Here is a 22,436-nt window from a genome sequence, read left to right as displayed (position 1 = left end):
GCCAGCTTGGGTGGAGTCATTGTTGAAATACCACTCTGATCGTGCTGGATGTCTAACCTGGGTCCGTGATCCGGATCGGGGACAGTGTCTGGTGGGTAGTTTAACTGGGGCGGTTGCCTCCTAAAGAGTAACGGAGGCGCCCAAAGGTTCCCTCAGCCTGGTTGGTTATCAGGTGGTGAGTGTAAGTGCACAAGGGAGCTTGACTGTGAGACTGGCGGGTCGAGCAGGTGCGAAAGCAGGGACTAGTGATCCGGCGGTGGCTTGTGGGAGCGCCGTCGCTCAACGGATAAAAGGTACCCCGGGGATAACAGGCTGATCTTCCCCAAGAGTCCGTATCGACGGGATGGTTTGGCACCTCGATGTCGGCTCGTCGCATCCTGGGGCTGGAGTTGGTCCCAAGGGTTGGGCTGTTCGCCCATTAAAGCGGTACGCGAGCTGGGTTTAGAACGTCGTGAGACAGTTCGGTCCCTATCCGCTGCGCGCGTTGGAGTCTTGAGAAGGGCTGTCCCTAGTACGAGAGGACCGGGACGGACGAACCTCTGGTGTGCCAGTTGTTCTGCCAAGGGCATGGCTGGTTGGCTACGTTCGGGAGGGATAACCGCTGAAAGCATCTAAGCGGGAAGCCTGCTTCGAGATGAGGACTCCCACCCACTTGATGGGGTAAGGCTCCCTGTAGACCACAGGGTTGATAGGCCGGAGATGGAAGCCTAGTGATAGGTGGAGTTGACCGGTACTAATAGGCCGAGGACTTGTCCATAGATGCTCGCGTCCACTGTGAAGTTCGTTGTACGGCCACGCCTTTTAGGGTTCCGGTGGTCATGGCGAAGAGGAAACGCCCGGTTACATTCCGAACCCGGAAGCTAAGCTCTTCAGCGCCGATGGTACTGCATGGGGGACCGTGTGGGAGAGTAGGTCGCCGCCGGACATATCGCCCCAATAGCTCAGTCGGCAGAGCGTCTCCATGGTAAGGAGAAGGTCAACGGTTCGATTCCGTTTTGGGGCTCATTTTTCAACCCTCGCCTATGGCGGGGGTTTTTTGTTGTTCCGGCATTGGGTGGCCCCGCAGAGCGGGGCCGCCGGCCGCTATTCCGGGATACGCAGCGTCAGAATGGCCATATCGTCCGACGGGGCGTCACTGGCGAAGCGCTCCACCGCACGCAGCACCCGGGCCGCGACCGCGCCGGCGGTCAGCCCCGTGCAGTTGCTCAGCACATCCGCCAGGCCGTCGTCGCCCAACATGCGGGTGCCTTCCCGGCGTTCGGTCACTCCGTCCGTGACACACAACAACACGTCGCCGGGATCGAGGGCGGCGGTCTGCTCGAACAGCTCCAGATCGTCCATCACACCCAGCAGCGGCTGCGGGCTGGCGGCCGATTCGACCGTGCCGTCCGGGGCCAGGCGCAACGGCAGCGGATGCCCGGCGCACACCATCTTGAGCAGGGCCCCGCCCGACGGCTGAGGCCACAACTCCCCGTAGAGCAGGGTGAGAAAGCGCGCCCGCGGGCCCTCCTCAAGGATGGCCGCGTTGAGCCGCTCAAGCACCGCGGGGCCGCCAAGGCCCTCCCGGGCCAGCAGCCGTAGCGCATGCCGGGCGAGGCCCGTCACCGCCGCCGCCTCGGGCCCCGTGCCGCAGACATCGCCGATGGCGAAGCCGTAGACCCCCTCGCGGATCGGGAAGACATCGTAGAAGTCGCCACCCACCTCGTTGCCCTCGCCGGCCGCGCGGTAGATGACCTCGACGTCCACTCCGTCGATATCGGGCAACTCCGGGGGCAGCAGACTCCGTTGCAGCGACTGGCTGATGGCCGTGCGCTCGCTGTAGAGCCGGGCGTTGTCCAGTGCGAGCGCCGCCCGGCGGGAAAGGTCCTCGGCCAGCTCCAGGATGTCCTGGCGAAAGCGCTCGTCCGTGGGCTTGCCCAGGGCCAGCAGGCCGATGACGCGGTTGCGGGCCATCAGCGGCAGCACTACCGTCTCGCCGCCCACGGCGGACGCGGTGGCCAGGCTGGTGCCCGGCGTCTGGGAACTGGGGCGTCCGCCGAGCGCGAGGCTGCGCAGGGAGGTGCGCAGCGCGGTGTTGCGCGCCGCGTCGGAGGGCGCATGCCAGGGGCGCACGCCCAGCGCGAGATCCGGCGCGGGCGGCTCGACGCGCTCCAACAGGGCCTTGATGCCGTCGATGCGGTCCTCGTCCTCGTGCAGCACATAGGACAGCACGGGCTCGGAGCCCGGCTCGGGGATGGTGTAGACGGCACACCAGGTCGCCAGCGTGGGCACCGTCATCTGGGCCATCAGCGCGAGGGTCTGGTTGCGGTCCAGCGTGCCGGCGAGCAGCTCGGACGCCTCGACGAGGAAGGCGAGGGAACCCCTGCGCAGCCGTTCCAACTCGGTGAGCCGGGCCGACTCCACGGCCAGCGCGATCCGGTCGGCGGCGAACTGGAGCCGCAGCGCCTCCTCGTTGCTGTAGCGGCCCGACGTCTCGGAGGCGACGCCGAGGGAGCCGGTGAGCCGGCCCTCGACCTTGAGCGGGACGGTGACGACCGCGTGCATCCCGGTGCCGGAGAGCAGCGGTACGGCGCCGGGGGAGGTGGCGATGTCCTCGTGGACGGACGGCATCCGCGCGGAGCCGTAGCGGCCGCTGCCGGTCTCCACCGGGACGCGGGCGAAGCGCTGTCGCGCCGACGGCAACCCCGTGGTGGCGCGGACCTCGAGCTCCGTCTCGTCGTCCGTGGCCAGCAGCAGGAAGGCCGCGTCGCCGTCGAGCATGTCGCGGGCGCGTTCCACGGTGCGTTGCAGGAGGCCGTCGAGGTCGTCCGGGGGCGGGGAGCCGATGAGGGCGTCCAGCGAGTCGGCACCGGCGCGATCCAGGCCCTCGGCCGACTTCCCGTGGGCGGGCAGCCGGGTGGGGCTCTGCAGGATGGCGCGTTCGTGGTCGCGGACGATCAGGCAGACGGTGGACGGCTCGCCCTGGGCGTCCCTGACCCGGAGGTGGCAGGCGTAGACCGGCACGGTGCGGCCCTCGACGTCCCGTACCCCGTAGCTGCCCTCCCAGCGGGACAGCACCAGGGCCTCGGCGATGCCGGTGCCGGTGCCGGGGGTCTGGGGCCAGGCGGCGAGATCGGCCAGGGCCTTTCCCTCGACCTGCTCGGCGGTGTAGCCGAAGAGCTGCCGGGCGTCGTCGTTCCAGCGGGTGATGGTGTCGGCGCGGTCGACCTCGACGACGGCGACCCGCACCCTGGCGTCGGTGACCGGCAGGGCCTCCAGGGGGAGGACGGGGCCGGCGGCGCGGGTGCCGACGGGGACGATCTGCTGGTCGAGGCGGAACCAGACGCACTTGTCGGCGGCCGTGTAGTCGACGCCCCAGCGGGTGGCGAGGGCGGCGCAGAGCATGAGGCCGCGTCCGCCCTCGCTGTTGAGGTCCAGGCGGCCCCGGGAGACCTCGGCGAGGGGCAGTTCGCGCTCCGGGTGCCTGTCGACGACCTCGATCCGGATGCCGCGGCTGTCGCGGAGGCAGCGGACCTCGGCGGAGGTGCCGGCGTGCACGACGGCGTTGGTGACGAGTTCGCTGGTGAGGACGACGGCGTCCTCGATCAGTTCGGCGAGCCCCCAGCCCTGCAGGGTGTCGCGGACAAAGCCCCGCGCGGTCGCGACCGAGCGTCCAACCGGCTCGAAGGTGGCCGCAGCTCGCGCGGTGATCACGTCACTCCCCCAAAGGTCGTACTCAGCACGGGCAGGTGCCCGGTGGGCTGCTCGGGTGCCCAGGTTACTGACGTCCGGCGGCGGTGCGGACGGCGCATCCGATGAATTCCCCCCGGCTGGGAATCAGTGGTATGCGATGCTGCCGAACTGTTATCACCCGGTCCTTCCGGAGTGAAACACTGGGAGGGCTCGATGTGATCGGCCGGGCGAAATGATCGACCCCCGTGGGAGGGACGCAGTGGTGTCTGACGGAGCAGTGTCGCGTGGTCAGCGACGTACCCGTGCGGCGCGGCCCGGTAGGGGTGCCACCGTCGAGGTGGATGCCGCAGCGCTGAACCGGCTGCTCTCGGCCCTGGAGTCGATGCGGGACGGCAACCTGCGGAAACGGTTGACGGTGACGGGCGAAGGGCCGATGGCCGAGATCGCCGCCGTGTACAACGATGTCGCCGAACGTAATCTGCAGCTCACCGGGCAGTTGGCGCGGGTGCGGCGGGTCGTCGGGCGGGAGGGGAAGCTCTCCGAGCGGATGGAGACCGGCCTCTGCGAGGGGGCCTGGGCCAAGGCGATCGACGACGCCAACGATCTGGTGGAGGACCTGGTGCGTCCGGTCTCCGAGGTGGGCCGGGTGCTCACGGCGGTGGCCGAGGGCGATCTGCGGCAGCGGATGGATCTGCGCGCGCAGTCGGACTCCGGGGTCGGGCGTCCGCTGCGGGGTGAGTTCCTGAAGGTGGGGCGAACGGTCAACGGGCTGGTGGACCAGCTCTCGGAGTTCACCGACGAGGTGACCCGGGTGGCCAGCGAGGTGGGCACCGAGGGCAAGCTGGGGGGCCAGGCCAGGGTGCCGGGGGTCTCGGGCACCTGGAAGGACCTCACGGACTCGGTCAACACGATGGCCTCCCGGTTGACCGCGCAGGTGCGGGACATCTCCGTGGTCACCAAGGCGGTGGCCAACGGTGATCTGGGGCGCAAGGTCACGGTGCATGTGGCCGGCGAGATGCTGGACCTGAAGAACACCGTGAACACGATGGTGGACCAGCTGTCGTCGTTCCAGTCCGAGGTGACCCGGGTGGCCAGGGAGGTGGGCACCGAGGGCGTGTTGGGCGGTCAGGCGCGGGTGGACGGTGTCTCCGGGGTGTGGAAGGACCTCACGGACTCGGTGAACCTGATGGCCGGCAACCTCACCGACCAGGTGCGGGAGATCGCGCGGGTCACCACGGCGGTGGCGGGCGGGGACCTCTCGCAGCGGATCATGGTGAGCGCCAGGGGCGAGGTGGCGCAGCTGGCGGACACGGTCAACGCGATGACGGGCACGCTGCGCGCGTTCGCGGACGAGGTGACGGCGGCGGCCGTCGAGATCGGCACCCAGGGCACGCTGGGCAGTCAGGCGCGGGTGCAGGGTGTTTCGGGGCGGTGGAAGGAGCTGACCGACTCCGTCAACACGGCGTTCCGCAATCTCACCGATCAGGTGCGTGATATCGCGCAGGTGACGACGGCGGTGGCGAACGGTGATCTGTCGCAGAAGGTGACGGTGGATGTCTCCGGCGAGATGCTGGAGTTGAAGAACACCGTGAACACCATGGTGGATCAGCTCTCGTCGTTCCAGTCCCAGGTCACGCGGGTGGCGCGGGAGATCGGTGACGAGGGGGCGTTGGGCGGTCAGGCGTCGGTGCTGGGGGTGGCCGGGGCCTGGAAGGACCTCACGGACTCCGTCAACACGGCGTTCCGCAACCTCACGGGCCAGGTGCGGAACATCGCGCAGGTGACGACGGCGGTGGCCAAGGGTGATCTGTCGCAGAAGGTGACGGTGGATGTCTCCGGCGAGATGCTGGAGTTGAAGAACACCGTGAACACCATGGTGGATCAGCTCTCGTCGTTCGCCGAGCAGGTGACCAGGGTCTCCACCGAGGTCGGCATCGAGGGCCGGCTCGGGGGCCAGGCGCGGGTGGACGGCGTCTCCGGCACCTGGAAGGACCTGACGAACTCCGTCAACCAGATGGCGGACAACCTGACGGATCAGGTGCGGAACATCGCGCAGGTGACGACGGCGGTGGCGCGTGGTGATCTGTCGCAGAAGATCGATGTGGACGCCCGGGGCGAGATCCTCGAACTGAAGAACACCGTCAACACGATGGTCGACCAGTTGTCCTCGTTCGCCGACCAGGTGACGCGGGTGGCGCGTGACGTGGGTACGGAGGGGCGGCTGGGGGGGCAGGCCCAGGTTCCGGGTGTGGCCGGGGTGTGGCGGGATCTGACGGATTCCGTCAATGGCATGGCGTCGAATCTGACCGATCAGGTGCGGAACATCGCCGGGGTGGCCACGGCGGTGGCGCGTGGTGATCTGTCGCAGAAGATCACCGTGGATGCCAAGGGCGAGATCCTGGAGTTGAAGGAGACGCTCAACACGATGGTGGACCAGCTGTCCTCCTTCGCCGAGCAGGTGACCAGGGTCGCCGTCGAGGTGGGCACCGACGGTCGGCTCGGCGGTCAGGCGCGGGTCGACGGGGTCTCCGGCACCTGGAAGGACCTGACGCAGTCCGTCAACAGCATGGCCAACAACCTGACCTCGCAGGTGCGGAACATCGCCGAGGTCACCACGGCGGTCGCGCGCGGTGATCTCACCAAGAAGATCACGGTGGACGCGCGGGGCGAGATCCTGGAGCTGGTGACCACGGTCAACACCATGGTGGATCAGCTGTCGCTCTTCGCGGACCAGGTGACGCGGGTGGCGCGCGAGGTGGGCACCGAGGGGCAGTTGGGCGGTCAGGCGCAGGTGCGGGGGGTCTCCGGCACCTGGAAGGACCTGACGGACAACGTGAACCTGATGGCCCGCAACCTCACCAGCCAGGTGCGGGACATCTCCGAGGTCGCGACCTCGGTCGCCAACGGCGATCTCACCAAGAAGGTCACCGTGCAGGCGAGCGGCGAGGTCGCGCGGCTGGCCGACACCGTCAACCGGATGGTGACCACGCTGTCGTCCTTCGCGGCCGAGGTGACGCGGGTGGCGCGCGAGGTGGGGACGGAGGGGCGGCTCGGCGGTCAGGCGAAGGTGCCGGGGGTCTCGGGCACCTGGAAGGACCTGACCGAATCGGTGAACTCGATGGCGTCCAACCTGACGGGTCAGGTGCGCAACATCACGATGGTCACCACGGCGATCGCCAAGGGCGATCTGACCAAGAAGATCGACATCGACGCGCGGGGCGAGATCCTGGAGCTGAAGGACACCCTCAACACGATGGTGGACCAGCTGTCGCTCTTCGCCGAGCAGGTCACCAAGGTGGCGCGCGAGGTGGGCACCGAGGGGCAGTTGGGCGGCCAGGCCCGGGTGCCCGGGGTGGCCGGCACCTGGAAGGACCTCACGGACTCGGTGAACGAGATGGCGGGCAATCTGACCCGTCAGGTGCGCGGTATCGCCCGGGTCGCCACCTTCGTGACCAGGGGCGATCACAGTGTGCGGATCGACACGGACGCGGCCGGCGAGATCCTGGTGGTGCAGGAGAACGTCAACACGATGATCAGCAACCTGCGGGAGGCCACGCTGGCCAACAAGGAGCAGGACTGGCTGAAGAGCAATCTGGCGCGGATCTCGGCGCTGATGCAGGGGCGGCGCGATCTCAAGGACGTCGCGCGGCTGATCATGAGCGAGCTGGCACCGGCGGTCACCGCGCAACACGGGGCGTTCTTCCTCGCGGTGCCGGCGGACCGGGATCTGGACGTGGTGGCGGGCCCGGGCGAGGGCGGCGACTACGAGCTGCGGATGATCGGATCCTACGGATACGCGGCGGGCAGCCAGGCGATGTCGTTCGGCCCGGGGGAGTCGCTGATCGGCACCTCGGCGGAGGAGCGCCGCACCATCGAGGTCGGGCCCACGCCGCCGGGTTATCTGAAGATCTCCTCGGGGTTGGGGGAGGCGCCACCGGTCAACGCGATCGTGTTGCCGGTGCTCTTCGAGAACCGGGTGCTGGGCGTGCTGGAGTTGGCGTCCTTCAAGCCGTTCACGCAGATCGAGCGGGACTTCCTCAGCCAGATGGCGGAGATGATCGCGACCAGCGTCAACACCATCAGCGTCAATACGCGGACGGAGATGCTGCTGGAGCAGTCGCAGGAGTTGGCCGAGCAGTTGCAGGACCGTTCGGAGGAGTTGGAGCGGCAGCGCAAGGCGCTTCAGGAGTCCAACGCCGAGCTGAAGGACAAGGCCGATCTGCTGGCCGAGACCAACCGCAATATCGAGGTGAAGAACTCCGAGATCGAGGAGGCCAGGCGGGGGCTCCAGGAGCGCGCCGAGCAGTTGGCCGTGTCGATGCGCTACAAGTCGGAGTTCCTGGCCAACATGTCGCATGAGCTGCGCACTCCGCTGAACTCGCTGTTGATCCTGGCGAAGCTTCTCGCGGACAACGCGGAGGGGAATCTTTCGCCGAAGCAGGTGGAGTTCGCCGAGACCATTCATGGCGCGGGCTCTGACCTGTTGCAGTTGATCAATGACATTCTCGACCTGTCGAAGGTCGAGGCGGGCAAGATGGATGTCAGCCCGACGCGGATCGCGTTGGTGCAGCTGGTGGACTATATCGAGGCGTCGTTCCGCCCGTTGACGGCGGAGAAGAGCCTGGAGTTCTCGGTGCGGGTGTCGCCCGAGCTGCCGGCCACGCTCAACACCGATGAGCAGCGGCTTTTGCAGGTGCTGCGGAACCTGCTTTCCAATGCGGTGAAGTTCACCGAGACCGGCTCCGTTGAACTGGTGATCAGGCCGGCCGGCAGTGAGGTGCCCGATGTCATCAGGGAGCAGATGCTGGAGAACGGTTCGGTGCTCTCGGCCGATGCGCCGTTGATCGCCTTCGCCGTTTCGGATACCGGGATCGGCATCGCGGCCAGCAAGATGCTGGTGATCTTCGAGGCGTTCAAGCAGGCCGACGGGACCACCAGCCGGAAGTACGGCGGTACGGGCCTCGGCCTGTCGATCAGCCGGGAGATCGCCCGGCTGCTCGGCGGTGAGATCCACGCGGCGAGCGAGCCGGGGCGGGGGTCCACGTTCACGCTGTTCCTGCCGCTGCAGCCGGCGGAGCTTCCGCCGCCCGGCTATGGGCAGTTGGCGACCGGCGCCGGCGCGGTGGCCGGCGTCAGGCGGGCGGCGCTGCCGGCCGCCCCGAAGGAGCCCGTCAGGGCGCTGCCGGCGGTGCCGAACGAGGAGACGAGGGACGAGCGGCCGATCGAGCAGGAGCGGCCGGCTCCGCCGCTCGTCGACGAGGACCAGGACGGGGCCAGGCGCCGGGCCTCGGTCGCGGCGGAGCGGGCGGCCGAATCGCTCACCAAGCGGCACCGGGACCGGGAGAGGTTCCAGGACGGGGGCGCCGGTTTCCCGTTGGACGGGCCCGCCGAGGCCGCGCCCGAGGCGCCTTCCGAGGGCTTCGAGCCGCCGCACTTCTACCGGGACTTCGAGGGCCGCAAGGTGCTGATCGTCGACGACGACGTGCGTAATGTGTTCGCCCTCACCAGTGTTCTGGAACACAACGGGGTGCGGGTGCTCTACGCGGAGAACGGGCGGGAGGGCATCGAGGTGCTGGAGTCCAACGAGGATGTGATGTTGGTGCTGATGGACATCATGATGCCCGAGATGGACGGCTATGCGACCACGGAGGCCATTCGTCGGATGCCGCAGTTCGCTGACCTGCCGATCATCGCACTGACGGCCAAGGCGATGAAGGGTGATCTGGACAAGACCATCGAGTCCGGTGCCTCGGCCTACGTGACGAAGCCGGTTGATGTCGCGGAGCTGTTTTCCGTGATGAGCCACTGGGTGAACGACGAGGAATGATCTGTTGCCCGCCCCCCCGGCTGTGGAACTATCCGGGGGGAGCAACCGTTTTCGCAGTGCGTCCAGTTCAGTTCGCGGGGTTTCCGGGTGCGTGCTATCGTGACGCAGCGCGATGCACTGGTCACACGGTGCCCGCGTTGCTGTTTGTCGGACGGGCGGACGAGCAATGCCGGTACGGTCGAAGTCACAGCCGAAGCGTTGTCAGCCTCTCGTGTGAGCAGCGGGAGTCTCCGGAAATGTCGCACGTTTGGGGCGACGTGGCGGGCTTGCTGGCACCAGCGCTCGTGGTGATGTCAACATGTCCGGCAAGGACCGGGCGGCGTGAGGGTGCCGTCCACGATGGCGGTGCCCACCGGCGCCGCAGGGGCGAGGAGGACGGGCCATGGTGCAGAAGGCCAAGATCCTCCTGGTCGATGACCGGCCCGAGAATCTGCTTGCGCTGGAGGCCATCCTCTCAGCGCTCGATCAGACACTGGTCCGGGCGTCGTCAGGGGAGGAAGCGCTCAAGGCGCTGCTCACAGAGGATTTCGCGGTCATCCTGCTGGATGTGCAGATGCCGGGGATGGACGGATTCGAGACCGCGGCCCATATCAAGCGTCGCGAGCGGACCAGGGATATTCCCATCATCTTTCTCACGGCGATCAACCACGGCCCGCATCACACCTTCCGCGGCTACGCGGCCGGCGCCGTGGACTACATCTCCAAGCCGTTCGACCCCTGGGTGCTGCGCGCCAAGGTCTCCGTCTTCGTCGATCTGCACATGAAGAACGTGCAGTTGCGGGAGCAGGCCATGCTGCTGCGGCGGGAGCTGGACGGCGGCCACGCGCACACGGATGTCGAGCACGGCGCCGGTGGGCTGCTGCCCGAGCTGTCCGCCAGGTTGGCGGCGGCCGAGGAGCAGGCGGAGGCGCTCTCCAAGGAGTTGGCCGAGTCCGGCGGCAGCGCCGCGGTCTCGACGGCGGCCCATCTGGAGCGGAAGCTGTCCGGCCTGCGTCGGGCGCTGGACGCGCTCCAGCCGGGCACCAACGAGGCCAAGTCCATGGAGTCCCGCCAGGGTTGACGAGCCGGGCGGGTGACGCCGCGTCATCCGTCGGCGGTGGTGGGCCGCCGGTGGCTCGTGTTCCGTGCTCAGCCACTCGGACCCCGGTAGCCTCACCCTCATGTCCCCATCCTCGTCCGGCAAGGGTTCCTCCGGTGCGCGTGCCGGCGGAGCCAGGAAGTCGGCGCCCGCCAGGAAGAGCGCGGCCAGGAAGCCATCGGCGAAGAAGGCCCCGCCCAAGCCCCCGCCGTCCAGGAACGCGGCGCTGCGCGTCCTCCGGGCGCTCTGGCTCGGGATCGCCCGGCCGATCGGGGCGGTGCTGCGGGGCATAGGGCGTGGCGCCAAGGGGCTCGACCCCGCGCACCGCAAGGACGGCCTGGCGCTGCTGCTGCTGGGCCTCTCGCTGGTCGTCTTCGCCGGGACGTGGTCCAACCCCGAGGGTCCCGTGGGTGAGTTGGTCACGGTGGTGGTCACGGGGGCGCTGGGTCGGCTGGATCTGGTCTTTCCCCTGCTGCTGGGTTTCATGGCGGTACGGCTCTTCGTGCACCCGGAGCGGCAGGAGGCCAACGGGCGGATCGTCATCGGCCTGACGGCGCTGCTGGTGGGCGTGCTGGGGCTGGTGCATGTGTTCACCGGGGCGCCGGGGCGCAGCGAGGGGGCGCAGGCGCTGCGGGACACCGGGGGGCATATCGGCTGGGCGGCGTCCCGGCCGCTGATCCTCGCCATGGGCGAGCCGTTGGCGATGGCCCTGCTGGTGCTGTTGACGCTCTTCGGGCTGCTGGTGGTCACCGCGACCCCGGTGAACGCCATCCACCGGCGGCTGCGTCAGGGGCTGATCCGGGTGGGGTTGTGGGCCGGGGAGGCGGAGGAGCCGGAAGGCGCGTTCGCCGACCGGCCGGTCGAGCGGCGGACCAGGGGCGGGCGTCGGGGGGCGGCGGGACCGCCGCCGGACGGGCGGCACGAGGACGAGGCCGGGGAGCCCGAGGAGGCCGGGGAGCCCGAGGATTCGGACTGGGCCGTGGGGCAGGGCGCCCCGGCGAGCGGTCTGAGCGGCGGCTCGGAGCGGCGCCGGGGGAAGCGGCGTACGTCCAGGACCTCCGGGGGCTCCAAGGGCTCGGAGAGCGATCCGATCGAGGTGGCGGCGGCCGCCGCGGCGGCTCTGGACCCGGCCGTGCTGCACGGGGTGCATCCCTCGCCGGTGGTGGCCGATATCAGCAGCCGGATCTCGGCGAGCGATCGGCGCCGGGCCACGGAGGCATCCGCACCGGCCTCGGGGGCCGCGGAGACGGCCAGGGAGAGCGGGCGCGAGGCCCGGGCCCGCTGGGAGGACGAGGCGTCCTCGGTGGGCGCGGTGCCGGATCTGACCAAGCCGGCGCCCGAGCCGAGCGCGGTGCTGCCGCCCCGGGCCGAGCAGTTGCAGCTCGCCGGCAACGTCGGCTACGCCCTGCCCTCCCTGGAGTTGCTGTCCCGGGGCGGCCCCGGCCGGTCCCGCAGCGCGGCCAACGATCTGGTGGTGGAGTCGCTGAAGACGGTGTTCCGCGAGTTCAAGGTGGACGCGCGGGTCACCGGCTTCACCCGGGGGCCGACGGTCACCCGCTACGAGGTGGCGCTGGGCCCCGCCGTCAAGGTGGAGAAGATCACCGCGCTCACCAAGAACATCGCCTACGCGGTGGCCAGTCCCGATGTGCGGATCATCAGCCCGATCCCGGGCAAGTCGGCGGTGGGGATCGAGATTCCCAACAGCGACCGGGAGATGGTCAATCTGGGCGATGTGCTGCGGACGGCCGACTCCGTGCAGGACGAACACCCGCTGCTGGTCGGTCTCGGCAAGGACGTCGAGGGCGGCTATGTGACGGCGGATCTGACGCGCATGCCGCATCTGCTGGTCGCCGGCGCGACCGGCTCCGGAAAGTCGTCCTGCATCAACTGCCTGATCACCTCGGTGATGATGCGCGCGACGCCGGAGGAGGTGCGGCTCGTGCTGGTGGACCCCAAGCGGGTCGAGTTGACGGCCTATGAGGGCATTCCCCATCTGATCACGCCGATCATCACCAATCCCAAACGGGCGGCGGAGGCGCTGCAGTGGGTCGTGCGGGAGATGGATCTGCGCTACGACGATCTGGCAGCGTTCGGATATCGCCATATCGACGACTTCAACGCCGCCGTGCGCGCCGGGAAGCTCACCGTTCCCGAGGGCAGCGAACGTGAACTGACGCCCTACCCGTACCTCTTGGTGATCGTGGACGAGCTGGCCGATCTGATGATGGTCGCGCCGCGCGACGTGGAGGACTCCATCGTCCGGATCACCCAGCTCGCCAGGGCCGCCGGCATCCATCTGGTGTTGGCGACCCAGCGGCCGAGCGTGGACGTGGTCACCGGTCTGATCAAGGCCAACGTTCCGTCCCGGCTGGCCTTCGCCACCTCGTCGCTGGCGGACAGCCGGGTCATCCTCGACCAGCAGGGCGCGGAGAAGCTGATCGGGAAGGGCGACGCGCTCTTCCTGCCGATGGGCGCCAACAAGCCGGCGCGGATGCAGGGCGCCTTTGTCACCGAGGACGAGGTGGCGGCGGCCGTCGAGCACTGCAAGGCGCAGATGGCGCCGGCGTTCCGGGAGGACGTGACCACCGGGACCAAGCAGCGCAAACAGATCGACGAGGAGATCGGCGACGATCTGGATCTGCTCTGCCAGGCCGCCGAGCTGGTGGTCTCCACCCAGTTCGGGTCCACGTCCATGCTGCAGCGCAAGCTGCGGGTGGGCTTCGCCAAGGCGGGCCGGCTGATGGACCTGATGGAGTCCAGGGGGGTCGTCGGGCCGAGCGAGGGGTCCAAGGCCAGGGACGTGTTGATCAAGCCCGACGAGTTGGATGGTGTGCTGGCGCTGATTCGGGGGGAGTAGCAGCCTGGGGCCGCCATCCTGTTGGCGGACAAAAGCTGCCCGCCCGGTTGCCCGTTCCTTTACCGGCCCCCCTAGACTTATAAGCACAGCAGGTGGCTTCACGCTCGAAAGGCGCACCCGTGTCCAACGGCAACGACAAAGCCAAGGACCGGCCTTCTGTCGGTCGTACCCTCCAGCAGGCGCGCATCGACGCAAAGCTGACCGTGGATGAGGTCAGTTCGGCCACACGTGTGCGCATTCCGATCGTTCAGGCCATCGAGAACGACGATTTCTCCCGTTGCGGTGGCGACGTCTACGCGCGCGGTCATATCCGCACGCTGGCCCGCGCCGTGGGTCTGGACGCGGCCGAGCTGATCGAGCTGTACAACGTCCAGCAGGACGCCCATCCGCCGTCGCTCTCCTCCGGGCCGCTGTTCGAGGCCGAGCGCATCCGTCCCGAGCCGCGCCGCCCCAACTGGACGGCGGCTATGGTCGCGGCCATCGCGGTGGTGATCGGCTTCGTCGGGTTCACGTTCTTCAGCCCGGGGGACGACGAGGACGGCGGTGGCTCGGTCGCCGAGCGCACCGAGACGCCGGGCGCGGACTCGCCCGGCGGTGAGGGGCCGGAGAAGAACGGGCCCGAGGTGCCCACGCCGACCGAGGCCCCCTCGGAGAGCGCGGTGGCCGGGGTGCCGGCCGACAAGGTCACCGTCCGGCTCTCGATAGAGGGCGGCAACAGCTGGATCTCGGCCAAGGACAGCAACGGCCGGCTCCTCTTCGAGGGCGTCCTGGAGGACGGCGATTCGGAGACCTTCACCGACGACGAGCGGATCGATCTGGTGCTCGGCAACGCCGGGGCCGTCAAGCTGCATGTCAACGGCAGCGAGATCGAGGACGTTTTCGAGCCGGGCCAGGTGCAGCGGCTCAGCTATACGCTGGGCGATCCCGAGGAGGGCTGAGCCAGGTGGCCCGCGCGGGTCGGCCCGCCGGGAACGAAGTAGGCTTGAGGGCATGTCCGAACGCCGCACCGTCGCCCTGGTCACCCTTGGATGCGCCCGTAATGAGGTGGATTCCGAAGAGCTAGCGGGCCGGCTGGCCGCGGACGGCTGGGACCTGGTCGAGGACGCCGCCGAGGCCGAGGTGGCCGTCGTCAACACCTGTGGCTTTGTCGACGCCGCCAAGAAGGACTCCGTCGACGCCCTGCTGGAGGCCAACGAGCTGAAGGGCACCGGGCAGCGCACCCAGGCCGTGGTCGCCGTCGGCTGCATGGCGGAGCGCTACGGCAAGGAGCTGGCCGAGGCGCTGCCCGAGGCGGACGCGGTGCTGGGCTTCGACGACTACGCCGACATCTCCGAGCGGCTGGGCACCATCCTGGCCGGCGGTTCGCACGCCCCGCACGCCCCCCGGGACCGCCGCAAGCTGCTGCCCATCAGCCCGGCCGAGCGCCAGGGTACCGAGGTCGCGCTGCCCGGGCACGGCGCCCCCAGCGACCTTCCCGAGGGCCTGGCGCCCGCCTCGGGGCCGCGCGCCCCGCTGCGCCGCCGGCTGGACAGCAGCCCGGTGGCCTCGGTCAAGCTGGCCTCCGGCTGCGACCGGCGCTGCACCTTCTGCGCCATCCCGTCCTTCCGGGGCTCGTTCATCTCCCGCCGCCCCTCCGATGTGCTGAACGAGGCCAGGTGGCTGGCCGAGCAGGGTGTCTCGGAGATCATGCTGGTCTCGGAGAACAACACCTCCTACGGCAAGGACCTGGGCGACATCCGGCTGCTGGAGACGCTGCTGCCGGAGCTGGCCGCGGTGGACGGTCTTGAGCGGATCCGGGTCAGCTACCTCCAGCCGGCCGAGATGCGCCCAGGGCTGATCGACGTGCTCACCGGCACCGACAAGGTCGCGCCCTACTTCGATCTCTCGTTCCAGCACTCGGCGCCGGCCGTGCTGCGGGCGATGCGCAGGTTCGGCGACACCGACCGGTTCCTCGAACTGCTGGCGACCATCAGGAGCAAGGCCCCGCAGGCCGGTGTGCGCTCCAACTTCATCGTGGGGTTCCCCGGCGAGTCGGCGGCCGATCTGGCCGAGCTGGAGCGGTTCCTCACGGAGGCCAGGCTGGACGCCATAGGCGTCTTCGGATACTCGGACGAGGACGGCACCGAGGCGGCCGGATTCGACAACAAGCTGCCGACCGAGGAGGTCGCCGAGCGGCTGGCCAGGATCTCCGAGCTGGCCGACGAGCTGATCGCGCAGCGCGCCGAGGAACGGCTGGGCGAGTCCGCCCTGGTGCTGGTCGAGTCGCTGGGCGTGGACGACGAGACGGATGTGTCGGCGGCCACGGGCGAGGTGTTCGCCGTCGGTCGGGGAGCGCACCAGGCGCCGGAGACGGACGGCCAGATCCTGCTGGTCGGGGCGCCCGAAGAGGCGCCCAAGATCGGTCAGTTGCTGTCCGCCGAGATCGTCGGGTCACAGGGTGTCGACCTGATCGCCGAGGTCGTGCCCGCGGCCGGCGGCGGTGCCCCGGGGGCGGGGAGGTGACATCCACGCCGGCCTCGGCCGCGGGGGGCGGCCGGACGGCGGACCCGGAGCATTCCCCCACGGGGCCGGGACTGTGGAACATCGCCAACATTCTGACCATGGTGCGGCTGCTGCTGGTGCCGGGATTCGTGCTGTTGATGTTCGCCGAGGGCGGCCACGATCCGGCCTGGCGCTCGCTGGCCTGGGCGGCCTTCACCATCGCCATGATCACCGATCTCTTCGACGGGGAGCTGGCCCGGCGGCACAACCTGGTCACGGACTTCGGGAAGATCGCCGACCCGATCGCCGACAAGGCGATCATGGGCTCCGCGCTGATCTGTCTCTCGCTGCTCTCCGAGCTCCCGTGGTGGGTCACCGCCACCATCCTGGCCCGGGAGTTGGGCATCACGCTGATGCGGTTCTGGGTGATCAGGCACGGCGTCATCCCGGCCAGCCGGGGCGGCAAGCTCAAGACGCTCGCCCAGGGCATCGCCGTCGGCATGTACATACTGGCGCTCACCGGGCCACTGGCCACGCTGCGCTGGTGGGTGATGGCGCTGGCCGTGGTGTTGACGGTGGCGACGGGGCTCGACTACGTGCGGCAGGCGGTCACCCTGCGCCGTCGGGGGCTGGCCAGGGAGCGGGCCGATGGGCGCTAGCGGAGTGCGCGCGGAGCCGTCGACGGCGGCGCAGGTGCTGGGGATACTGCTCGGGCGCGGGCAGACCCTCGCCGTCGCTGAGTCTCTCACCGGCGGTCTGGTGGCGGCGGCGATCACGGACGTTCCCGGGGCTTCGCGGGCCTTTCGCGGCTCGGTGACGGCCTATGCGACCGAGGTCAAACGGGAGGTGCTGGGGGTGGACGCCACCCTGCTCGCCGAGCGGGGTGCGGTGGACGCCGAGGTGGCCCGGCAGCTGGCCGTCGGCGTCCGGACCCGGCTGGGCGCGGACTGGGGGCTTGCGACCACCGGGGTCGCCGGTCCCGAGGAGCAGGACGGAATGCCGGTCGGCACGGTCCATGTGGCGGTTTCGGCGCCTCGTATGGGGGGAGTCGTGGCTCAGCGGCTGAATCTGCGGGGTGACCGGGCGGCGATCCGAGCCGGCAGCGTTCGGGCCGTGCTCGCCCTGCTTCGCAACGAACTGATTCATGCGGACTTCGAAGCGGGTCAGGATACGGAACAGAACGGAGAGGATGGATGTTTGCAGCCCTGAGTGAACAAGACATCGCTCCCCGCACGGGGGGAGTCCGAGGCGGTACGGTGGGGCATGAAGCAAGCGAGGCCAACGGTCCGAGGAGGGAGCCACCGATGATCCTGCTCCGTCGCCTGTTGGGTGACGTGCTGCGTCGGCAGCGCCAACGTCAGGGCCGCACCCTGCGCGAAGTGTCCTCTTCCGCTCGCGTGTCCCTCGGATATCTCTCCGAGGTGGAGCGCGGGCAGAAGGAAGCTTCCTCCGAGCTGCTGGCTGCCATCTGCGATGCTCTCGAACTGCGGATGTCGGAGCTCATGCGGGAGGTCAGCGATGAGCTGTCCCTCGCCGAGCTGGCCCAGTCCGCCGCGAGTGACACGGTGCCCCCGATGCGTCCCATGCTGAACCCGGTGCGTGTCACCAGCGTCACCCACCGTCCCGAAGAGCGCGTCACGATCAAGGCCCCTTCCGAGGCCGTGGACGTGGTCGCCGCCTGACAACCACACAACGCGCCTCGGCCGGAGCAGATGCACCGGCCGTTGTCGTGTGTTGTGCCGGGTAGTTGCGGCGGCGCCCGGGGCTCTCTCGCCCGCTCTTCGTGCTCTTCCCGCCCCTCGTGCCCGGCTTGCCCGATGTGCTCAGCGGCGCAGCCGCAGACCGCGCGGTGTCGCGTGGAATCCCGTGCTCTCCAGCAGGCCCACCCACCACGTATCGGTGAGTGCGGGCTGTCCGTTGACCCGTTCCACCGTGAGGGTGCCGACCATGCCGGCCCGTACCGCCTGGGCCAGGGCCTCGGCCGCCGCGCGCAGCGGGGCCTCCGCCGCCTCCGGCTGCTCCTCGCCACCCGGCCAGGCGAGCAGGGTGCGACCGCCGCGCTCCACATAGAGCGTGAGCGCCCCGTCGACCAGCACCACCAGGGAGCCCGCCTTGCGCCCCGGCTTGTGCCGTGCGCCCGCCGGCGGCTCCGGCCAGGGCAGCGCGGCGCCATAGGCGTTCGCCGGATCGGCGGCGGCCAGCAGCACCGCCCGGGGGGCGGCCTGGCCGGCCGAGCGGTCAGCGGCGGAGCCGATGGCCCGCAGCCGGTCCACCGCGCCGTCCATCGCGAACTGGGCCGCCCCCAGGCCCTCGACCACATAACCGCGTCTGGCCTGGCCGTTCTCCTCGAAGACCGACAGCACCCGGTAGGCCGCCGAGAAGCCGCCGGCGACACCCTCGGTGGCCACCGCGCCCCTGGTGACCACGCCGTGCCGGTCGAGCAGGGTGCGCGCCAGGGCGTGCGCGCGCAGCGTGGGATCGGCCTCCCGCTCCGGCAGCAGTGACCAGCGGCCGGCCACCGTGGGCGGGCCGCCGCGCGAGGCGGTGGGGCGCATCGCGCCGCCCGCGCCCACGGCCAGCGCGCCATAGCGGCCACGCGGCGTGGCGCGTCTGGCGCGATGCGCCGTGGCCCCGGCGGTGCGACCCGAGCCGAGGAGGGCACGCAACGGGCTGAGGGTGTCGTTGGTGAGCCGGCCCGACCAGGCCAGCTCCCACACCCGCTCGGCCAGCGCCGCCTCGGAGGCTTCCAGGCCCAACGCCCGGACCTGCTCGACGATCTGACGGAAGAAGAGGCCGTAGCCGCCGGCGAGCGCGCTCCGCACCGCGCGGTGCTCCTCCGTCAACTCCAGGGGATGCGGGGCGGGAAGCAGCAGTGGCGCGGTGTCGGCCAGGAACAGCGAGATCCAGCCGTCCTTGCCGGGGAGCGCGCCGGCTCCCGCCCACACCACCTCGCCCGAGGCGGTCAGCTCGTCCAGCATCTGCGGGGTGTAGCCGGAGACCCGGGCGGGCAGCACCAGCCGCTCCAGGGCCGAGGCCGGCACTGAGGCGCCCTGCAGCTGCTCCACGGCCCGGGACAGCCCCTCGGGGCCGCGCAGTTCCCCTCGGCCGGCGGGGGCTCCCGCATGCTGCCAGGCGGGGAGGAAGGCCGCCAGCACGCCGGGGGCGACCGGCTCCACCTCCTGGCGGAGCGCCGCCAGCGAGCGGCGTCGCAACCGGCGCAGCACCGTGGGATCGCACCACTCCTGACCGCTCGCCCCCGGGCGGAACTCGCCCTGCACCAGCCGGCCTTCGGCGGCCATCCGGTGCAGTGCCCCGTCGGCGACGGCGGTGCCGAGGCCGAGCCGGGCGGCGGCCTGGGCCGAGGTGAAGGGGCCGTGGGTGCGGGCGTGCCGGGCCAGCAGATCGCCCAGGGGGTCGGCGACCGGCTCGGTGAACGCCTCGGGCACCCCGACGGGCAGGGCGGTGCCCAGGGCGTCGCGCAGCCGCCCCGCGTCCTCGATGGCGGCCCAGCGGGGCTCGCCCGCGATCCGCACCGGCAGCACCCGACGGGCCGTCGCCAGCTCCTCGGCCCACGCACGGCTGGCGCCGCGTTCGACCAACTCCTCGTCGGTGAGCGGGCCGAGCACCCGCAGCAGATCGGCGACGCCCTCCGCGTCCGACACCCGGCGCTCTTCCGTGCGCCAGCCCAGCTCGCGCTCCAGCTCGGTGAGCACCTCGGGGTCGAGCAGTTCGCGCAGCTCGGCGCGGCCCAGCAGCTCGGCCAGCAGCCGGGAGTCCAACGACAGGGCCGCGGCCCGGCGTTCGGCCAGCGGGGAGTCGCCCTCGTAGAGGAACTGGGCGACATAGCCGAAGAGCAGGGAGCGGGCGAAGGGCGACGGATCGGGGGTGGTCACCTCGACCAGCCGGACCCGGCGGGCCTCGATGTCCCGCATCAGCTCGGCGAGCCCCGGCACGTCGAAGACGTCCTGCAGGCACTCCCTGACCGCTTCGAGGACGATGGGGAAGGAGCCGAACTCGCTGGCGACGGAGAGCAGTTGGGAGGCGCGTTGGCGCTGCTGCCAGAGCGGGGTGCGGCGCCCCGGGTCGCGTCTGGGCAGCAGCAGCGCCCGGGCGGCGCACTCCCGGAAGCGCGCGGCGAACAGCGCCGAGCCGCCGACCTGCTCGGTGACCAGCTGGTCGACCTCGGCCGCCTCGAAGAGCACGTCCTGCGCGCCGACCGGTGCCCGGCCGTCGTCGAACGCGGCGTCCAGCGGGCCGCCGGCGGGGGCGTCCTCGTCCCAGCCGGCGTCGGCGGAGAGCGGATCGGCGTCCGGCAGCCGCAGCACGATGCCGTCGTCGGCGTGCAGCACCTGGGCGTCCAGGCCGTGCCGTTCGCTCAGCCGGGCGCCGAGCGCCAGCGCCCAGGGGGCGTGCACCTGGGCACCGAACGGGGAGTGCACCACCACCCGCCAGTCGCCCAGCTCGTCGCGGAACCGCTCCACCACGATGGTGCGGTCGTCGGGGACATGACCGCAGGCCCGGCGCTGCTCGTCGAGATAGGACAGGACGTTGTCCACCGCCCACGCGTCGAGCCCGGCCTCCGCCAGGCGCGCGCGGGCGGCCTTCTCGTCGAGGGCGCCGATCTCCCGGAGGAAGGCGCCGAGGGCACGACCCAACTCCAGCGGCCTGCCCAGCTGGTCGCCCTTCCAGAAGGGCAGCCGGCCGGGGACGCCGGGGGCGGGGGTTACCAGCACCCGATCCCTGGTGATGTCCTCGATCCGCCAGGAGGTGGTGCCCAGCGTGAACACGTCGCCGACGCGGGACTCGTAGACCATCTCCTCGTCCAGCTCGCCGACCCGGCCGCCGCCCTTTCTGGGGTCGGAGCCGGCGAGGAAGACGCCGAAGAGGCCACGATCGGGGATGGTGCCGCCGGAGGTGACGGCGAGCCGCTGGGCGCCAGGGCGGCCCTGGAGGGTGCCCGCCACCCGGTCCCAGACCAGCCGCGGGCGCAACTCGGCGAAGGCGTCGGAGGGATAGCGCCCCGCGAGCATGTCCAGCACCGAGTGGTAGGCCGACTCGGGCAGCGCGGCGAACGGGGCGGCGCGGCGCACCAGCGCCAACAGCTCGTCCACGTCCCAGGAATCCATCGCGGTGCTGGCGACGATCTGCTGGGCCAGCACGTCCAGCGGGTTGGCCGGGACGTGCAGCGCCTCGATGGCGCCGGCCCGCATGCGCTCCGTGACCACGGCCGACTGCACCAGATCGCCCCGGTACTTGGGGAAGACCACGCCGGCCGAGACCGCGCCCACCTGGTGGCCCGCGCGGCCGACCCTCTGCAGCCCGGAGGCCACCGAGGGCGGGGACTCGACCTGCACCACCAGATCGACGGAGCCCATGTCGATGCCCAACTCCAGGCTGGAGGTGGCGACGACGGCGGGCAGCCGGCCGGCCTTGAGATCCTCCTCGATGCCGGCCCGCTGCTCCTTGGCCACCGAACCGTGGTGGGCCCGGGCCAGCACGGCGGAAGCGCCCTTTCCCGCGCCCGAACCGCCCATCAGCTCGGCCGGGGAGTGATCGGCGGGCAGCGCCTCTCCCGTGGACCGCTCATGGGCGATCTCGTTCATCCGGTTGCACAACCGCTCGGCCAGCCGCCGGGAGTTGACAAAGACGATCGTGGAGCGGTGCGCCAGCACCAGATCGACGATGCGCTCCTCGACCGAGGGCCAGATGGAGGGGCGATCCTCCGAGCCGGCGGCATCCGGCACCGGGGAGCCGCCCAGCTCCCCGAGATCGGGGACCGGCACCACGACCGACAGCTGGAACTCCTTGCCGGCGGGCGGCTGCACCACCGTGGCCTTGCGCTGCGGGGAGAGGAAGCGCGCCACCTCGTCGACCGGGCGGACCGTGGCGGAGAGCCCGATCCGGCGCGCCGGGCGGGGGAGCAGCGCGTCCAACCGTTCGAGGGAGAGCGCCAGATGGGCCCCGCGCTTGGTGCCGGCGACGGCGTGCACCTCGTCCAGGATGACCGTCTCCACGCCGGAGAGGGCTTCTCTGGCGGCCGAGGTGAGCATCAGGAAGAGCGATTCCGGCGTGGTGATCAGGATGTCGGGCGGCCGTCTGGCCAGCGTGCGGCGGTCCGCCGCCGGGGTGTCCCCGGTGCGGATGCCGACCCGGATATCCGGCTCGGGGAGCCCGAGCCTGGCCGACTCCTGCCGGATGCCCGTGAGCGGGCTGCGCAGGTTGCGCTCCACATCCACCGCGAGGGCCTTGAGCGGCGAGACATAGAGCACCCGGCAGCGCTTGTGCGGCTCGGCCGGCGGCGGCGTGGCCGCGAGCCGGTCGAGCGAGGCGAGGAAGGCGGCGAGCGTCTTGCCCGAGCCCGTGGGAGCGACCACCAGCGCATCGGAATCCTCCCGGATCGCCAGCCAGGCGCCCTCCTGCGCGGCGGTGGGCGCGTGGAAGGCATGGGTGAACCACGCCCTGGTGGCCGGGGAGAAGCCGTCGAGCACGGTGCTCGACCCCGGAGTGCTCCGTTTGTCCAT

General features: G+C 70.4%; 10 protein-coding genes, 1 tRNA gene and 2 rRNA genes. 11 read left to right on the top strand and 2 right to left on the bottom strand.

Going from position 1 to position 22,436, the window contains the following annotated elements:
• The 3 genes from AOM46_RS31155 to AOM46_RS31145 form a co-directional block, all read left to right on the top strand.
• A 23S ribosomal RNA gene (locus tag AOM46_RS31155) occupies positions 1-757 on the top strand; the annotation flags it as partial.
• A gap of 51 nt (positions 758-808) precedes the next feature.
• A 5S ribosomal RNA gene (gene rrf / locus AOM46_RS31150) occupies positions 809-925 on the top strand.
• A gap of 5 nt (positions 926-930) precedes the next feature.
• Positions 931-1,003, top strand: a tRNA-Thr gene (locus tag AOM46_RS31145).
• A gap of 80 nt (positions 1,004-1,083) precedes the next feature.
• On the opposite strand, the gene AOM46_RS31140 is transcribed toward AOM46_RS31145, so the two are convergent.
• Positions 1,084-3,693 (bottom strand): SpoIIE family protein phosphatase, encoded by a 2,610-nt coding sequence (locus AOM46_RS31140; protein ID WP_062218277.1) that lies wholly within the window; start codon positions 3,691-3,693, stop codon positions 1,084-1,086.
• A gap of 361 nt (positions 3,694-4,054) precedes the next feature.
• Between AOM46_RS31140 and AOM46_RS31135 the strand changes: the two genes are divergently transcribed.
• The 8 genes from AOM46_RS31135 to AOM46_RS31100 all read left to right on the top strand — a co-directional run bounded on the left by AOM46_RS31135 (position 4,055) and on the right by AOM46_RS31100 (position 17,597).
• Positions 4,055-9,499: a HAMP domain-containing protein gene (locus AOM46_RS31135; protein ID WP_234314156.1), complete on the top strand. Its 5,445-nt coding sequence runs from the start codon at positions 4,055-4,057 to the stop codon at positions 9,497-9,499.
• A gap of 382 nt (positions 9,500-9,881) precedes the next feature.
• Entirely contained in the window at positions 9,882-10,559 is a 678-nt protein-coding gene (locus AOM46_RS31130; protein WP_062218271.1) for a two-component system response regulator, read from the top strand.
• Positions 10,560-10,659: 100 nt separating this feature from the next.
• The gene (locus tag AOM46_RS31125) at positions 10,660-13,434 is read left to right on the top strand and encodes a DNA translocase FtsK (RefSeq protein ID WP_062218267.1); all 2,775 of its coding nucleotides are present in this window, start codon (positions 10,660-10,662) and stop codon (positions 13,432-13,434) included.
• 119 nt (positions 13,435-13,553) lie between these two features.
• Entirely contained in the window at positions 13,554-14,372 is an 819-nt protein-coding gene (locus AOM46_RS31120) for a helix-turn-helix domain-containing protein (RefSeq protein WP_062218264.1), read from the top strand.
• Positions 14,373-14,424: 52 nt separating this feature from the next.
• Positions 14,425-15,936: a 30S ribosomal protein S12 methylthiotransferase RimO gene (gene rimO, locus AOM46_RS31115; protein WP_062218261.1), complete on the top strand. Its 1,512-nt coding sequence runs from the start codon at positions 14,425-14,427 to the stop codon at positions 15,934-15,936.
• Positions 15,933-16,574: a CDP-diacylglycerol--glycerol-3-phosphate 3-phosphatidyltransferase gene (pgsA, locus tag AOM46_RS31110; protein ID WP_062218259.1), complete on the top strand. Its 642-nt coding sequence runs from the start codon at positions 15,933-15,935 to the stop codon at positions 16,572-16,574. Before rimO ends, pgsA begins: the two co-directional genes overlap by 4 nt.
• Complete coding sequence (locus tag AOM46_RS31105) at positions 16,564-17,124, top strand: CinA family protein (protein ID WP_062218257.1); 561 nt, start codon at positions 16,564-16,566, stop codon at positions 17,122-17,124. Before pgsA ends, AOM46_RS31105 begins: the two co-directional genes overlap by 11 nt.
• A gap of 95 nt (positions 17,125-17,219) precedes the next feature.
• A complete protein-coding gene (locus tag AOM46_RS31100) occupies positions 17,220-17,597 on the top strand; it encodes a helix-turn-helix domain-containing protein (RefSeq protein ID WP_062218255.1) in 378 nt (125 codons plus the stop codon).
• Between the two features lie 141 nt (positions 17,598-17,738).
• Here AOM46_RS31100 and AOM46_RS31095 read toward each other — a convergent pair whose 3' ends face one another.
• On the bottom strand, positions 17,739-22,436 hold the full coding sequence (locus tag AOM46_RS31095; protein WP_062218253.1) for a DEAD/DEAH box helicase: 4,698 nt from the start codon (positions 22,434-22,436) through the stop codon (positions 17,739-17,741).

The organism is Streptomyces sp. NBRC 109706 (genome assembly GCF_000974485.1).
Classification (GTDB): domain Bacteria; phylum Actinomycetota; class Actinomycetes; order Streptomycetales; family Streptomycetaceae; genus Streptomyces.
Note: the sequence above shows the minus strand (reverse complement) of the source record. Positions and strands in the feature narration are given on the sequence as shown.